The sequence below is a fragment of the Micropruina glycogenica genome (assembly GCF_900289045.1).
Lineage (GTDB): Bacteria > Actinomycetota > Actinomycetes > Propionibacteriales > Propionibacteriaceae > Micropruina > Micropruina glycogenica.
On record NZ_LT985188.1, the window covers coordinates 2891242 to 2905995 of the forward strand.

Here is a 14754-nt window from a genome sequence, read left to right on the forward strand (position 1 = left end):
GCGGAGTGCACCGGGTGACGGATCTGACGGACCCGTCCGTCATCCCGGGCCTGCCCCGGGATCTCACACCCACGAAGGCGCGCACCGGCCAGGAGATTCCGGCGTTCGCCGGAATGACGGATCGTGCGCCGGAATGACGGAACCAAGGGGTCTCGACAGGCTCGACCAGCGCTCTACTGCACCACGAGGCAGCCGGCGAGGTGGTCGTCGACGTAGCCGAGTGCCTGCATGGCGGCATAGGCCGTAGTGGGGCCGACGAAGCGGAAACCGAGGCGCTTCAGGTGCTTCGCCAGCGCGACCGACTCAGCCGTCGAGGCGGGCACCTCGGCGAACGAGTTGGGCCGCACGTCACGTGTCGCCGGACGGTGCGCCTCGAACACGTCGGTCAGCTGTTGGCCCTGCGCGTGCAGGGCGAGCAGTGCCCTGGCGTTGGCGATGGTGGCGTCGATCTTCATGCGGTTGCGCACGATGCCGGCATCGGCCATCAGCCGCTGAACGTCCGTCTCGTCGAAGCCGGCCACGACAGCGGGGTCGAACCCGGCGAAGGCGGCGCGAAAGGCGGGTCGCTTGCGCAGAATCGTGATCCACGACAGGCCGGATTGGAACGCCTCGAGGCTGAGCCGCTCGAACAGTTCGCGCTCATCGGGCGAGGCCTGCGGCGGCACCCCCCATTCGGTGTCGTGGTAGGCCTCGTACAGCTCGTCGCCAGTGCCGAAGCAGCGAAAGGTGCTCATTGGTAGGCCCTGAAGCCGTCGGCGATGGCCTGCACCCGGGCGCGGTACTCGGCCCAGCCGTCGGTGTCGAAGTCGGCGAGGTTGTCGTTGTCGGCGCGCAACCCCGCTCGGCCGTCGAGCTGTTCGCGCAGAATGTCGAGTTGCCCCGCGTGCCGAGCCGTCTCTTCGATCATGTGCACGAGGATGCGCTGCAGCGTCACCTGGCCGCGCTCGCCCCACCAGGGCACCCGCCCGGGGGCGTTCAGGTCGAGTTCGGCGACCGTTCGTTCGGTGTTGGCGCGCGCCTCGTCGAACAGTTGCAGCACCTCGGCGCTGGTCTGCGTGGCGCTGGCGTACATGTCGATGGTGGGCACGGTCGCCATCTGCGCCTCGTCGTCGGCGAACCATGCAACGCTCACCTCGGGCACCCGGCAGAACACCTCGCCGAAGTAGCCCAGCTCGACCATGGCCAGGTGTTTCACGACCCCGAGCAGGTTGGTGCAAGTGGGCGTGAGCGGACGACGCAGGTCGTACTCGTTGAGCCCCTGCAGCTTCCAGCGCACCGCGTCGTGCGTGGTCTGCAGGTAGCGCAGCAGTACCTGCTTGGGGTCGTTGGCGTCGTTGCTCACCTCGTCACTGTGGCAGAGGCGACTGACAAGAACCACCGGCGAAGTTGCGGACCTCACCCCGACTCGCCGTTGGCGCCGCCGCGACGATGGGCGCGGTGCAGGCCTGGTCTCTCCCCTTCTGGGGTCGCACGGTGGGCGGCGATTGGTGGTTCCGAGCTCAGCTTGCAGTGCACACGTCCATCGGCTGAGCACCGATGTGTTCCCATGCGACTGCACCGTTGTCTTTGACGAGTACCCGCATGGGGTAGATCCACCGGCAGTCGAGCCTGCGATAAGAGACCTTGGTGTTGCCGGTGATATCGGAGTCGTCGGACGGCAGGCCGACCCGATAGTCCGGCGGCGTTCGCACCCGATAGCGGCAATCGATCGCAACCAGGCTGAGCTGCCCGAACTCGACCGGCAGTGACCACGCAAAAGACTCTGAACCTTCGTGGTGCACCGCACAGGAGCGGCTCTCTTTGACCGGCTCGTCGTAGTTGTCGCCGAAGGCAAACGGAAGGCCATTGGGGTCCAAGGTGACATCCGACGGCAGATCACCGGTTTGCCAGTATCGAATCAACTGTCCAGTCAGACGCGCATCGGCCGGCCCGATGGACGCGCCATCGACCGCCTTGGGCATCCACAAGTCGTTGGTCCAGGGCAGGGTGAACAGCATGGTCAGCTCGTTCCCGCGCCATCGAAACAGAGAGACACTTTCACTGTTGTAAGGGTCCCGTTGGGCTGCCACCACGATCGAGCCCGTCTCGGCGTACACGGTCGATGGGTCTTGGTACGCGCGTTCGTCGCTCTCTTCACGGGCGATGCTCAGTCGATCCTGGTAGCGCTCGACATCGGGCAGGTACCCGCTCGAGACCTGCTCCCACGAGCGCTTCTGCCAAGGCTTGGCCGTGAAGCTTTGAACCACTGCCTCGCGCCGCTCCATGGCGTCGTGAATGCGCTGATCGCGATCCGACAGAGTCGGAGTCGCCGACACCACCACCGTTGGGCTTTCAGCCGGAGCCGGAGGGCCCGGCACCGTACAACCGACCATCATCGCGAGCAGTAGAACCCCCGACCACAGGCGCGACCGGCCGCGCATGCGCCCAAGCCGCGATCGCCCGCGCGTGCCATCGTCGGCGGCGTATGAGCTCGCACGGAGCCTCCGAAAAGCGACAACGGCCTGCGCTGCCTGCCCCATCACTGCGCCAAGCGTTCGAGGGCTGCCATCGCCGCGTTCTGGCCGGCGATGCCCGACACTCCCCCGCCCCGTCGAGCACCCGCACCGCAGAGCAGCACCCGGTCGTGATCGGTCGCCACGCCCCAGCGCCGCGCCGGGGTGTCGAGGGGCTCGTCCTCGGCCCACGGCCACGACAGCGGGCCGTGAAAGATGTTGCCGCCGGGCATGGCCAGCGCCTGCTCGATGTCGCGGGTGGTCTTCACCTCGACGCAGGGGCGTCCGTCGCCGTCGGTGGCCAGCACCGATTCGATCGGCTCGGCCAGCACCGAGTCGAGGCTGGCGAGCGCGGCTGATTGCAGGGCGTCCCGCAGTGCGTCGTTGCCGAACGCGTCGACCAGCCGGTCAGGCACCTGCAGGCCGAACAGGGTGAGCGTCTGATAGCCGTTCCGCTGCAGGTCGGCGCCCAGAATCGACGGGTCGGCCAGCGAGTGGCAGTAGATCTCGGCGGGCAGTGGGTCGGGCACCCGGCCGTCCAAGGCTGCGGCGTGGGCGGCGGCCAGCTCGGTGAGCGTCTCGTGAATGTGAAAGGTGCCGCCGAACGCCGCGTCGGGCCGGACGCCCTGCTGCCGCAGCCGGGGCAGCCGGCGCAGCAACAGGTTCACCTTCACCTGGGCACCCTCGGCGCGCACCGTCAACGTCTCGCCCAACAGCCGGGCGAGCACGTCGGGCGCCACCCCGGCCAGCACCAGGTCGGCGGTGACCCGGTGTTGCTCGCCGCCGTGCAGGTACTCGACGGCGCCATCGGGATCGATCGCCGTCACCTCGGCCCCCGTGACCAACTTCGCACCGGCGGCCCGCGCGGCCCGCTCCATGCCCCCGGACACCACGCCCATGCCGCCGATCGGCACGTCCCAGTCGCCGGTGCCGCCGCCGATCACGTGGTAGAGCAAGCAGCGGTTGCCGTCGATGGCCTCGTGCAGGTCGGTGAACGTGCCGATCAGGGCGTCGGTGGCGATCACGCCGCGCACCAGGTCATCGGCCACAGCAGCCTCGATCGCCTCGCCGATCGGACGCTCCACGAACGGGCTCCATTCGGCCCCGAGTAGCGATTTCGCCTGGTCACGCGTGGGTAGCGGACCGGTCATGGTGTCGAACAGCGGCGCGGCGAAGGCGCTGATGCGCCGGTAGAAGTCGGCGAACCGGGCCGCGTCGCCGGCGGCGCCCACCGAGGCGAACGAGCCGCGGGTCGCGGCCTCGTCGCCGTTGTCGATCAGCAGGCCGCGGTCGGTGCCGGGCACCGGGGTGTACGACGAGTACCGCCGGCGCACCAGGGACACGTCGAGCCCGAGGTCGTCGGCGATCGAGCGCGGCAGCAGGCTGACCAGGTACGCATAGCGCGAGAGCCGGGCGTCGAGGCCGGTGAAGGCGGTGGCAGAGATCGCCGCGCCGCCCACATTGTCGAGCCGTTCGAGCACGGTGACCTCGACCCCGGCTCGGGCCAGGTAGGCGGCTGCGGTGAGGGCGTTGTGCCCGCCGCCCACGATCACGACGCTGGTCACATCACTCGCCTTTCGCCGGCTCTGCAGTATGCGCAGGATCGTGGCCCGATGTTGGGTCACGATCGTGCCCACTATTCAACGGCCGAGTCTCGACACGCTCGACCGGCGGATCGGTCTCGACACGCTCGACCGGCGGTTCGGTCTCGACAGGTTCGACCAGCGGTTGTGCCCACTTGGGTGGGGTGCCGTAGCGCTGCGGCCTGATCAGCAGCCCGGCGGCCGAATCGGCGATCAGGTCGGCGAGCCGTTTCTCTCGCGTGGCTTCGGTTTTCGCGCTGGTCACCCAGTTGACGCAGACCCGCCGGTACGACGCGGTGGCCCTGTCGTAGAAGAACGCGGCCGCCGCCGGGTCGGCCCGCAGCCGGGCGGCGTAGGCCTCGGGCAGGTCGGTGGGCATGGTTTCGTAGCTGTAGCCCGGGTCGTCCTTGCGCCGCCGCTCATAGGCCGCCAGGCCGGCGGGCTGCATGCGTCCGTCGGTGATCAGCTGTTCGACCAGGCCGATGTTCACCCTGCTCCAGTTGCTGGCCGGCTTGCGCGGAGTCCACCGCTGGCGCACCGTGTCGCCGTCCAAGCGGTGCATGATCGAGTCGATCCAGCCCCAGCACAGCGCGACGGGTACGGCTTCGTCCCAGGTCAGGCCCTGGTGGGCCACGTGCTTCTTGAACAGGCCCGCCCACAGCTCGGTCTCGCTGGCGTGGTGTTCGGCCAGCCAGGCGTCGAACGCGTCGGGGCCGCTGAAGAATCGCGCCGGAGCGTCGCCGGTGCCGCCGATCCAGGTCGCCATGGGGCCATCATGGCAGCATGATCCGCGCCGTCGTCTTCGACCTGGGCCAGGTGCTGGCCTCGCCCCCCGACATTCACTCCCACCCCGCCGGGCTGCTCGGCGTGGCCACCGACGACTTCGCCGCCGGGTACTGGACCGGACGCCAGGCCTATGACGAGGGCGGCTCGGACGCCGACTACTGGGGGCCGCTGCTGAGCGGCCTGGGCCTCGCCCCAGACGCCGAATCAGTCGCGCTGCTGGCCGGCACCGACGCCACGATCTGGACGCGGATTCGTCCCGAAGCCGAGCGACTGCTCGCCGACGTGGCCGCAACAGGCCTGGTCACGGGCCTGTTGTCGAACGCCCCGGTGGCGCTGGGGGCGGCGATCGAGGCCGCGCCCTGGCGGCGGCATCTCGACCGGGTGTACGTGTCGGCGCTGATCGGGTCGGCCAAACCGAAGCGGGCGATCTACGACCACGCGGCCGCCGATCTGGGGGTGCCGCCGGCCGCGATCGCGTTCGTCGACGACCGTCCCGAGAACGTCGAGGGTGCCCTCGCCGCGGGCTGGACGGCGCATCTCTGGCAGGACGACGCCGACACCCGGGCCTGGCTGACCGAGTTGGGTGTGCTGGCCGAGCGGTAGACCGCAGGATTCACTCAGCCGGCACTCAGGAAGGTCTTGCGTGTTGCTCGCGCGACGGCAAAGAATGCTCAAATCCAGCGTGGGATGAATCGGGGAAAGTGAACCACCATGAAACGTCGGGCAGGCATCGGCATAGCCACGGCCATCGCGCTCACCACCATCGCGCCCACGGCGGCGCTCGCGCAGCCGGGCGGGGGCCGGGTACCGATGGCGGTGTGCGACACCACCACGCCGCTCACGGTGCTGACCTTCAACGACTTTCACGGACGGCTGGCGAACTCGAGCCCCAACACGGCGGCCTGGGTGGGCACCATCGAAGAGCAGCGGGCGGCGGCCGGTGAAGACAACACGCTGCTGGTGTCGGCCGGCGACAGTGTGGGCGCCACGTTGTTCGCGTCGTTCGCCCAGAACGACGAGCCCACCATCGAGCTGCTGAACGTGCTGGACGTCACCGCCTCGTCGGTCGGCAACCACGAGTTCGACCAGGGCTGGCCCGACCTGCGCGACCGCATTGATCCGGGGGTGAACTTCCCGTATCTGGTCGCCAACGTGATCGACAACACCACGGGCAATACGATCCTGCCCGCCTACGACGTGGTCGAGAAGAACGGCCTGCGCATCGGCATCGTCGGCGGGGTCACCCAAGACCTGGCCAGCCTGGTGTCGCCGTCCGGCCTGACCGGCATCACGGTGAAACCCCTGGTGCCGGCGGTGAACAGCGTGATCGCCGACCTGAAAGACGGCAACACCGCCAACGGCGAGGCCGACGTGATCATCGTCACCGTGCACGAGGGCGCGCCCGTCGGCACCCAGACGATGGCCCAGAACGTGGCGGCGTCCCCGGCCTTCGCCGACATCGTGAACAACCTCGACCCGCGGGCGCAGGTCGTGATCAACGGCCACACCCACCAGGCCTACGCCTACGACGCGCCGGACGGCACCCCCACCCGTCCGTTGTTGTCGGCGGGCAGCTACGCCTCGAACGTGGGCCGGGTGTCTTTGAAACTGGACGCGACCACGGGCGCCACCTGCGACCACACCAGCACGGTGCTGCCGGTGACCACCACCCCCGTCGCCGACCTGGTGGCGAAGTACCCGCGGGTGGCCGAGGCCAAGGCGATCGTCGACGACGCCATCGCCAAGTCGAACGAGATCGGCAAGCAGGTGATCGGCACCGCGACCGCGCCGATCACCCGCGGGCTGACCGGCGCGTTCGGCAGCAGCGGCGACGACCGGGCCCGCGAGTCGACGATGTCGAACATGGTGGCCCAGATGTTCCACGACGTGATGGGCAAGGGCGACAAGTTCTTCATCGGCATGCAGAACCCGGGCGGCACCCGCAACGACTTCGACGAGGGCCCGATCACCTACTCAGAGGCGGCGGCGATCCTGCCGTTCGCGAACGAGTTGATGACCACCAAGCTGACCGGCGCGCAGGTCAAGACGGTGCTCGAGCAGCAGTGGCAGCGTGACGACAAGGGCAACATTCCGAGCCGGCCGTACCTGCAGCTGGGGCTGAGCAGCAACGTCACCTACACCTATGACGCCGCGCTGCCCGAGGGGTCGCGCATCACGTCGATCACCGTGGGCGGCAAGCCGATCAATCCGACGAAGCTGTACACCATCGGGTCGGGCTCGTTCTTGATCTCGGGCGGCGACAACTTCCGCGAGGTGGCCAAGGGCAAGGACGCGCTCGACGCCGGCCGCGCCGATCTCGAGGCCTGGGTGGGCTGGATCAAAGACAAGGGCACCCTGACGCCGTCGTTCAAGAAGCAGGCCGTGTCGGTGCACAGCACGCCCACCACGCTGAAGCTGAAGAAGAAGACCACGTTCAGCGTGGGTGTACCGCAAGACGCGGTCGCGCTCGACACCCTCGACTTCAAGTCGTACGGCATCGCCAACGACAACGTGATCGCGTGGCTCGAGGTCAACCAGCGCACCTGGTGGGGCATGGGCATCACGCCGGTGGGTTACGGCGACGTGGCCGGCGGTCAGGCGTCGGTGACCGTGAAGGTGCCGGGCTGGGTGAAGCCGCAGAAGGCGACGCTGGTGCTGAAGGCGTACGACTCGGGCACCACCGTGCGCATTCCGGTGACGATCAAGAAGAAGTAGGGCCGCTGCCGGTCGAGCGCATCCTGGCGCGAGTTGGGGACGGTTCCCAACTCGCGCCAGCGTCCGTTTGGCGTGAGTTGGGGACGGTTCCGATTACCCACCACAGCACGTCCCTGGTGGGTATTGGGGACGGTTCCCATTACCCACCAGGCTTCGCCCTGAAGACTGGTACGAGCAGGACGTCATTGGACGGCTGAGCGATGTTGCGTCGCCGTCCCTCGCGGTCGAGTTCGAATGAACGGGAATCGGAACCGTCCCCATTACCCACCAGGTCACTTCTTGGTGGGTTTGGCCGACGGGGCGACCGCTGAGGGCGTCGGGTTCGGCCCGCAGAGCTTCGCCGCGGGCTCCATACCCGAGGTGAACACGATGGGGGGCACCATGATCGCCTGGCACGCCTCGGCGGTGAGCGTGCGCGAGTCGCCGAGGCCGGTGATGCCGTTGCCCTCGCAGGCCGCGTAGCGAACGCGGACGTCCTGCGCGGTCGAACCCTGCCAGAGCCGCGCGATCACCTCGGTCTCGCCGGTCACGGCACCCTCAACCGCGCAGGACGACCCGTCCGGACCGCTGCCCGCCGGTGCCCTCGTGAGGGCGTCCACCACAGTGGCGGCCCGCTCCCCCGTCAACACTGTCGACGCCAGCAACGGGTGGTCGACACCGCGCTCGTACTGGCACAGCGACACCCGGTCGGGCGAGGAGACCTGCGCCGACTGCAGCGGTGCGGCAGCGGCCACGCAGCCGTTCGGGTCGACCTCTGCGATCGGACGCACCGACGCCACGATCTCGTCGGCCACCTCTTGCTCGTTGTCGGGGTGCACCACCTCGAGCCGATAGCCGTTCAGTTCGGTCGAGGCGACACTCCAACCCGAGGGCAGATCCCAGCCGCGGTCTGCAGCCCCCGCGGCCCGCACGCTCACGAACATCGGCAGCCGGTCGAGCGGAATCGCCCGCGGGCACAGAATGGACGGCACGGCCCGGGTCTCGCCGGCCAGGTCGACGATCGCGCCGTAGGCCGTTCGACCCTCGCCCACGCACCAGGCCGTGTCGGGCGCGTAGCCGTACCCCCACGTGGTCGGCACCTGGTAGCTGAGCACCCGATACGACTCCCAGCGCCACCCCGAGGCGGCCGCCGACCCGATGCTGGGGCCGTCCGCCTGACTGGACGCCACGGGCGCCTGCTCGCCCGAACCGTCCGCCGGCACGGCCCGAAACGGCCCGCCGCCGGCCTGGCTGAGCACCAGCGGCACCGCCAGTGCGACCAGCGCGACCACGGCGGCGGCCGGCACCCAGCGGGTCCACCTGCTTCGGGACGGCGCAGCGCTCACGTCGACCTGCAAGGGCCGGAAGATGGGCGCCTCGGCGTGGGTGTGCAGGGTGTCGCGCAGTGCCCGCTCGGCGCGGCCGTCCGGGCTGTCGGCGGGGTCGTGGTCAGTCATCGGAACCTTCGATCAACGTGGAGCGCAGCCTGGTCAGCGCGCGGTGGACGTGCGAGCGGGCGGTCGCTTCGGGGCAGCCGAGAATGCCCGCGATGGCCGAAAAGTCGAGGTCGTCGTAGAAGCGCAGCACCACCGCGGCCCGCTGCAGGGGCGGCAGCGTCTCGCACAGGTTCCAGGCCACCTCGGAGTCGGTCACCGACCCGGCGTGGTCAGGCGCTATGTCGCCGAGGTCGGCGACGTCGGTGGGGTGCTCCCGGCCGCTGCGCCGCCATTTGCTGATGCCCGCGTTGACGATGCTTCGCTTGACGTAGGCGTCGGGGTTGCCCTTGGCCACCACGGACGCCCACCGCGGGTACAGGCCGAGCAGCGCGTCCTGAACCAGGTCGCGGGCGTCTTCGACGTCTCGGCAGATCAGGTACGCGAACCGTTGCAGGGCGACCGACCGCGTGGCGACGTAGTCTTCGAACCTCGCGGCCACCGGCGCCTCCTGAACGAGCGTCATACCCCTCACACGCGAAGGGACGCCCCGCCGTTGCAAGTATCACCGCAGCCCCCTGCGAAAGGACGAAACGATGCTGCTGGCCGAAGCCGTGCTGCTGCTGACCACCGACGACGCCACCGGCAAGAGATCCGGACGCTACCCCGACCTGCTGGTGGGCGGTGCCCTGCTCGCCGACCTGATGCTGGCCGGGCTGGTGCGGGTGTCAGAGGTCGGTGAACAGGTCAGGGCCAACCGGGCCGTGACCGTGCCGGACGCGCCCTGGCCCACCGACCCGATGCTCGTGGACGCCCTCACCATCGCCGCCGACAAGCAGCACTGGACCCCGCAGACCCTGGTGAGCAAGCTCGGTCACCAGCGGGTCAACCAGGTGTTCGAGCGGCTGGCCACGGCAGAGATCCTCAGCCGCCAGGAGCACCGGGTGCTCGGTCTGATTCCCACCACGCGCTGGATCACCATCGACCCCGAACCCGAGCGACAGCTGCGCGCCCGGCTCGATCAGGTGGTGCTGTTCGGCGGCGAGTCCGACCCTGAGGTCGCGGCGCTGGGCGGTCTACTGATGGCCGTGCGACTGCTGGTGCCGGTGGTCGACCAGGGCCGCCGGGTGGACGCCCGGGCGGTCAAGCAGCGCGGCAAGGAACTGCTGCAGCAGTACTGGCCCGCGGTTGCGCTGCAGAGGGCGGTGCAGTCGCGGGAGGCGGCGAACGCGGCAGCAGCGTCGGGCTGATCGACCGCTGGTCGAGCCTGTCGAGACCTCGGTTGCGCTTGCGGCCGCTGCGCTCGCTGAGAACACCGTCATCCCGGGCTAGACCCCTGATCTCACACGCAACCCCAGCGCTCGGGATGACGGTGGACCCGTTGGTCGACAAAGACGTCGTCATCCCGGGCTTGACCCGGGATCTCACACGCAACCGTTCGTCGAAACGACTGGAGATCCCGGCGTTCGCCGGGATGACGCTGGGGTCAGCCGGCCAGCGTGGCCACCAGGATCGCCTTGATCGTGTGCAGCCGATTCTCGGCCTGCTCGAACACCAGGGACGCCGGCGACTCGAACACCTCTTCGGTGACCTCGAACACCTCTTTGCCGGTCTCGGCCAGAATCTGCTGCGACACCGTGGTGTCGAGGTCGTGGTAGCTGGGCAGACAGTGCATGAACTTCACGTCGGGGTTCTCGGTGCGTTCGAGCAGCTCCGTGGTCACCCGGTACGGCGTCAGCAGGTCGATGCGCTCGGCCCACACCTGTTTCGGCTCGCCCATCGACACCCAGATGTCGGTGTGCACGAAGTCCACGGCGCGCACCGCCGAGACGTCCTCGGTGATGGTGACCCGGGCTCCGGTGCCGGCCCCGATGCGGCGGGCGACGGCCACCAGGTCGGGGTCGGGCTGCAGGGCCGCGGGGGCGACGATGCGGACGTCCATGCCCATCATCGCGCCGGCGATCAGCAGCGAACGGCCCTGGTTGAACCGGGCGTCGCCCACGTAGGCGAAGCTGATGTCGCGATCGTCCAGCCCGGACGACTCGCGCATGGTGAACATGTCGCACAGGCTCTGGGTGGGGTGCCATTCGTCGGTGAGGCCGTTCCACACCGGCACCGAGCTGTGCGCGGCGAGGGTCTCGACGATGCTCTGCCGCGAGCCGCGGTACTGAATGCCGTCGTAGAACCGCGACAGCACCCGGGCGGTGTCGGCGATCGACTCCTTGTGTCCCATGTGCGCGCCGGTCTCGTCGAAGTAGCTGACGTTCGCGCCCTGGTGGTAGGCGGCCACCTCGAACGACGACCGGGTGCGCGTCGACGGCTTCTCGAAGATCAACGCGAGCGTCAGGCCGTCCAGTCGCTTGTGCTCGGCACGGTCGCGCCGGGCCTGCTTCAGCTGCGCACTCAGGCCGAGCAGGTGCTTCCACTCGGCGGTGGTGTAGTCGAGTTCTTTGAGGAAATGGCGATTGCGCAGGTTCACCAGGGGCCCATCTGTCGGTCGATCATTTGTTGGCAGAAGTCTGGCATGCACACTTGCGGCATGGTCATTCGGTTTCTGTTCAGCGCGGCGGCTCTGGGCTTTGCCACCTGGGTGGTGCCGGGCATCAGCATGAGAGACAGTGAGCCGCAGAACGCAGTGATGGGCATTCTGCTGGTCGCGATCATCTTCGGCGTCGTTAACGCTCTGGTGAAGCCGTTGTTCGTCTTCGCGTCCGCGCCGCTGCTGCTGCTCACGCTGGGCCTGTTTCTGCTGGTGATCAACTCGTTGCTGCTGTGGTTGACCTCGTGGATCGCCGACCAGCTCAACCTCGGCTGGCACGTGGACGGCTTCTGGTCGGCCTTCTGGGGCGCGCTGATGGTGTCGGTTGTGTCGTTCATTCTGAACTCGTCGTTCATCTCGAAGAGCGAAGTCAACCGCTGAGATGACCGCTGTCGTCTTCGTCTGCTGGGGCAATATATGCCGTTCTCCGATGGCCGAAAGGGTGGCGCAGGGTCGGGCCGCCGAGGAGGGGCTCACCGGGGTGACGTTCAGCTCGTCCGGGGTGTCGGACGAAGAGCACGGCGGCCCCATCGACGCACGGGCGCAACGGGTGCTGGCCCGGGCCGGTTATTCGACCGGTGGGCACCGGGCGCACAAGATCACCGCCGCCGAGCTGCGCGAGGCCGACCTGGTGATCGCCATGGAAGAGCTGCACCGCTCACGGCTGCGCCGGCTGGCGCCCGAGGTCGAGGTCGCGTTGCTCACCGATTTCGACCCCGAGGCGGTGCCCGGCTCGGAGGTGCCGGACCCCTGGTACGGGTCGGCGTCGGGCTTCGACGGCACGCTGGCGGCGGTCGAGGCGGCCATGCCGGGGGTGCTGCGGCGCGTCCGAGAACTGCAGGGTGACGCCCCGGTCTGAGTCGGGCCTGCGTCCACTGCCGCTTGGACTGATCGGGCCGGCACCGATGCCGGCATCGGTGAGAGGTGCCTGGTTGCCTCAGTGGTGCCGGGTTATGACACGGCAGCGCAGAGCGATCACGGCACTCGACACAGATGCCGGCATCGGTCGCCTGTCGGGTCGCACCCCCTCCCCTTGCTGTGAACGTGGCAGGCTGATGCCATGCACATCCTCGTTGTCGACGATGATCAGGCCGTTCGCGACTCCCTCGCGCGTTCGCTGCAGTATTCGGGCTACGAGGTGACCGCGGCCGGCGACGGGCTCGAGGCGCTCGCCCGGCTGTCGGCGCTGCGACCCGACGCCGTGATCATGGACGTGATGATGCCCCGACTCGACGGGCTCGAAACCACCCGCATGCTGCGCTCCACGGGCAACGACGTGCCGATTCTGGTGCTCACCGCGCGCGACGCCGTGGGTGACCGGGTGGACGGCCTCGACGCCGGCGCCGACGACTACATGGCCAAGCCCTTCGCGCTCGACGAGCTGCTGGCCCGGTTGCGGGCACTCACCAGGCGGTCGAAGCCGAACGAGCAGGAGACGTTCGGCAGCGAACTGCTCACCTTCGCCGACCTGTCGCTCGACGCCCAGACCCGCGAGGTGCTGCGCGCCGGCCGGCGGATCAGCCTGACCCGCACCGAGTTCGCCCTGCTGCAGACCTTTCTCGAACACCCCCGCAAGGTGCTCGAACGCGGCTGGCTGCTCAACGAAGTGTGGGGCTTCGACTTCCCCACCACCGCCAACTCGCTCGAGGTCTACATCGGCTACCTGCGCCGCAAAACCGAGGGCGAAGGCGAGAGCCGGCTGATCCATACCGTCCGCGGCATCGGGTACGTGCTGCGCGAGACGCCCCCGTGAGAGGTTGGCTGACCCGGCTCTTGTCGGTTCGCGAACGGCCGCTGCGAGACCGGCTGGCCGCACTCGTGGCTGCCGCGGTGGCCTCGGCGGTCGCCGTCACCGGCATCGCGGCGTGGCTGATCACCAACGTCACCGTCTACAACCAATTGGACGCCGAACTGGTCGACATCGCCGCCGTGACCGCCAACTGGGTGGCCGTCGACATCGAGGGCATGGGCGGCCTGGACTCCAACGCCCTCAAGGCCGCCAACGTCACCGTCATGCTGTTGCGGTCGGACGGGCGGCTGACCACGCTGCCCGGCGAGAAGGTGTCGCTGAACCCGGGTTCGGAAGAGCTGTCGGTGGCCCGCCGCCAGCAGGGGTCGTCGGCGCGCACCGGCATCGCGTCCAACGGCGAGCCGTACCGCATCGTCGCCGTGCCGTTTCAGTCGACCACCGAGAAGTTCGCGCTGGTGCTGGGCCGGCCGCTGGAGGCCACCAACAACATCATGGGCACACTGGCGTGGTCGCTGGTGCTGTTCGGCGTACTGGGCGCGGCGGTGTCGAGCGCCATCGGCTTCGTGATCGCCCGGTCGGCGATCAGGCCGGTGCAGCGGCTCACCGAGGCCGTCACCCGAGTCACCGACACCAACGATCTCACCCCCATCACGGTGGACGGCTCGGGCGAGCTCGCCGATCTCGGCCGCTCGTTCAACACCATGCTGGGCACGCTGGCGTCGTCGCGCGAGCGGCAGAAGCGGCTGATCGCGGACGCCGGCCACGAGTTGCGCACCCCGCTCACCGCGCTGCGCACCAACGTCGAACTGCTGGTCGCCGACGAGCGCAGCAACATGCTGCCCGAGGGTGCCCGCGGCGACATTCTGCGCGACATCGCCGGACAGCTCGGCGAGTTCACCACGCTCGTCGGCGACCTGGTGCACCTCAGCCGCGAGGACGTCGTCGAGCCGCATCCCGAGCCCATCGATCTGCGCGACGTGATCAACTCGGCCATCGCGCGGGCCAAGCGGCGAGGGCCGTCCCTGAGCTTCGACGTGGAACTCAACCCGCTGTATCTGGTGGGCGAGCCCGACTCGCTGGAGCGCGCGATCACCAACCTGCTCGACAACGCGGTGAAGTTCTCACCGCCCGGGGGCACGATTCACGTGCTGCTCGACGGCGATCGGCTGCGCATCTCTGACCAAGGGCCCGGCATTCCCGACGACGAACTGCCGCACGTGTTCGACCGGTTCTGGCGCTCGCCCTCGGCCCGCAACGCGCCGGGGTCGGGCCTCGGGCTGTCGATCGTGGCGCAGACCATCAAGGCGCACGGCGGCTGGGTGAAGGCCGGACGCTCGGCCGAGGGCGGCGCCGAGTTCATCGTGCGGCTGCCGGGTGAGGCCAGCCCGCCGGAAGAGGCGGCGGTGGACGACGACGAGTCGACCGTGCTGCTGCCCAAGATCAAGGCTTGAGCGAATCCGCTGGTCGAGCTTGTGGT

15 protein-coding genes are annotated in these 14754 nt (G+C 68.9%); 7 read left to right on the forward strand and 8 right to left on the reverse strand.

The features are described from left to right. Positions 1-173: 173 nt before the first annotated feature. The 5 genes from MPLG2_RS13545 to MPLG2_RS13560 form a co-directional block, all read right to left on the reverse strand. Entirely contained in the window at positions 174-734 is a 561-nt protein-coding gene (locus MPLG2_RS13545) for a DNA-3-methyladenine glycosylase I (protein ID WP_105186584.1), read from the reverse strand. Beyond that, complete coding sequence (locus MPLG2_RS19500) at positions 731-1342, reverse strand: DinB family protein (RefSeq protein WP_231935661.1); 612 nt, start codon at positions 1340-1342, stop codon at positions 731-733. Before MPLG2_RS19500 ends, MPLG2_RS13545 begins: the two co-directional genes overlap by 4 nt. A 157-nt stretch (positions 1343-1499) precedes the next feature. Further along, the gene (locus tag MPLG2_RS19505) at positions 1500-2420 is read right to left on the reverse strand and encodes a hypothetical protein (RefSeq protein ID WP_231935662.1); all 921 of its coding nucleotides are present in this window, start codon (positions 2418-2420) and stop codon (positions 1500-1502) included. A gap of 98 nt (positions 2421-2518) precedes the next feature. Further along, on the reverse strand, positions 2519-4057 hold the full coding sequence (locus tag MPLG2_RS13555) for a phytoene desaturase family protein (RefSeq protein WP_105186586.1): 1539 nt from the start codon (positions 4055-4057) through the stop codon (positions 2519-2521). A 1-nt stretch (position 4058) separates the two neighbouring features. Next, a complete protein-coding gene (locus MPLG2_RS13560; protein WP_105186587.1) occupies positions 4059-4841 on the reverse strand; it encodes a YdeI/OmpD-associated family protein in 783 nt (260 codons plus the stop codon). A gap of 17 nt (positions 4842-4858) precedes the next feature. On the opposite strand from MPLG2_RS13560, the gene MPLG2_RS13565 reads away from it, so the two are divergent. Further along, entirely contained in the window at positions 4859-5464 is a 606-nt protein-coding gene (locus MPLG2_RS13565; protein ID WP_105186588.1) for an HAD family hydrolase, read from the forward strand. A gap of 108 nt (positions 5465-5572) precedes the next feature. Further along, positions 5573-7576 carry a bifunctional metallophosphatase/5'-nucleotidase gene (locus MPLG2_RS13570; RefSeq protein WP_105186589.1) on the forward strand — a complete coding sequence of 668 codons (2004 nt, stop codon included), beginning with the start codon at positions 5573-5575 and terminating at the stop codon, positions 7574-7576. Positions 7577-7848: 272 nt separating this feature from the next. Here the strand turns inward: MPLG2_RS13570 and MPLG2_RS13575 are convergent, their stop codons facing one another. Both MPLG2_RS13575 and MPLG2_RS13580 read right to left on the reverse strand, forming a co-directional pair. Continuing rightward, positions 7849-9012, reverse strand: coding sequence for a hypothetical protein (locus MPLG2_RS13575; protein WP_105186590.1), 1164 nt, complete (start codon positions 9010-9012; stop codon positions 7849-7851). After that, positions 9005-9514: an RNA polymerase sigma factor gene (locus MPLG2_RS13580; RefSeq protein WP_105186591.1), complete on the reverse strand. Its 510-nt coding sequence runs from the start codon at positions 9512-9514 to the stop codon at positions 9005-9007. The genes MPLG2_RS13575 and MPLG2_RS13580 overlap by 8 nt, the downstream gene beginning before the upstream one ends. A gap of 70 nt (positions 9515-9584) precedes the next feature. Between MPLG2_RS13580 and MPLG2_RS13585 the strand changes: the two genes are divergently transcribed. Further along, on the forward strand, positions 9585-10238 hold the full coding sequence (locus MPLG2_RS13585; RefSeq protein ID WP_105186592.1) for a GOLPH3/VPS74 family protein: 654 nt from the start codon (positions 9585-9587) through the stop codon (positions 10236-10238). A gap of 236 nt (positions 10239-10474) precedes the next feature. Here MPLG2_RS13585 and argF read toward each other — a convergent pair whose 3' ends face one another. Next, complete coding sequence (gene argF, locus MPLG2_RS13590) at positions 10475-11470, reverse strand: ornithine carbamoyltransferase (protein ID WP_105187681.1); 996 nt, start codon at positions 11468-11470, stop codon at positions 10475-10477. Between the two features lie 57 nt (positions 11471-11527). Here argF and MPLG2_RS13595 point away from each other — a divergent pair, with 57 nt between their 5' ends. The 4 genes from MPLG2_RS13595 (at position 11528) to MPLG2_RS13610 (ending at position 14728) form a co-directional block, all read left to right on the forward strand. Beyond that, complete coding sequence (locus MPLG2_RS13595) at positions 11528-11908, forward strand: phage holin family protein (RefSeq protein ID WP_231935663.1); 381 nt, start codon at positions 11528-11530, stop codon at positions 11906-11908. Between the two features lies 1 nt (position 11909). Further along, positions 11910-12386 carry a low molecular weight protein-tyrosine-phosphatase gene (locus tag MPLG2_RS13600; RefSeq protein ID WP_105186594.1) on the forward strand — a complete coding sequence of 159 codons (477 nt, stop codon included), beginning with the start codon at positions 11910-11912 and terminating at the stop codon, positions 12384-12386. 201 nt (positions 12387-12587) lie between these two features. After that, positions 12588-13280, forward strand: a complete 693-nt coding sequence (locus MPLG2_RS13605; RefSeq protein WP_105186595.1) for a response regulator transcription factor — start codon at positions 12588-12590, stop codon at positions 13278-13280. Beyond that, positions 13277-14728 carry a sensor histidine kinase gene (locus MPLG2_RS13610; protein WP_105186596.1) on the forward strand — a complete coding sequence of 484 codons (1452 nt, stop codon included), beginning with the start codon at positions 13277-13279 and terminating at the stop codon, positions 14726-14728. Before MPLG2_RS13605 ends, MPLG2_RS13610 begins: the two co-directional genes overlap by 4 nt. The last annotated feature ends 26 nt before the right edge of the window (positions 14729-14754 follow it).

Excerpts from the sequence above, each read along its gene's own strand:
- MPLG2_RS13570 (WP_105186589.1), top strand. The coding sequence starts at position 5,573 with ATGAAACGTCGGGCAGGCATCGGCATAGCCACGGCCATCGCGCTCACC.
- MPLG2_RS13585 (WP_105186592.1), top strand. The coding sequence starts at position 9,585 with ATGCTGCTGGCCGAAGCCGTGCTGCTGCTGACCACCGACGACGCCACC.
- MPLG2_RS13545 (WP_105186584.1), bottom strand. The coding sequence starts at position 734 with ATGAGCACCTTTCGCTGCTTCGGCACTGGCGACGAGCTGTACGAGGCC.
- MPLG2_RS13580 (WP_105186591.1), bottom strand. The coding sequence starts at position 9,514 with ATGACGCTCGTTCAGGAGGCGCCGGTGGCCGCGAGGTTCGAAGACTAC.
- MPLG2_RS13600 (WP_105186594.1), top strand. The coding sequence starts at position 11,910 with ATGACCGCTGTCGTCTTCGTCTGCTGGGGCAATATATGCCGTTCTCCG.
- MPLG2_RS13565 (WP_105186588.1), top strand. The coding sequence starts at position 4,859 with ATGATCCGCGCCGTCGTCTTCGACCTGGGCCAGGTGCTGGCCTCGCCC.
- MPLG2_RS19505 (WP_231935662.1), bottom strand. The coding sequence starts at position 2,420 with ATGCGCGGCCGGTCGCGCCTGTGGTCGGGGGTTCTACTGCTCGCGATG.
- MPLG2_RS13560 (WP_105186587.1), bottom strand. The coding sequence starts at position 4,841 with ATGGCGACCTGGATCGGCGGCACCGGCGACGCTCCGGCGCGATTCTTC.
- MPLG2_RS13575 (WP_105186590.1), bottom strand. The coding sequence starts at position 9,012 with ATGACTGACCACGACCCCGCCGACAGCCCGGACGGCCGCGCCGAGCGG.
- MPLG2_RS13605 (WP_105186595.1), top strand. The coding sequence starts at position 12,588 with ATGCACATCCTCGTTGTCGACGATGATCAGGCCGTTCGCGACTCCCTC.
- MPLG2_RS13595 (WP_231935663.1), top strand. The coding sequence starts at position 11,528 with ATGGTCATTCGGTTTCTGTTCAGCGCGGCGGCTCTGGGCTTTGCCACC.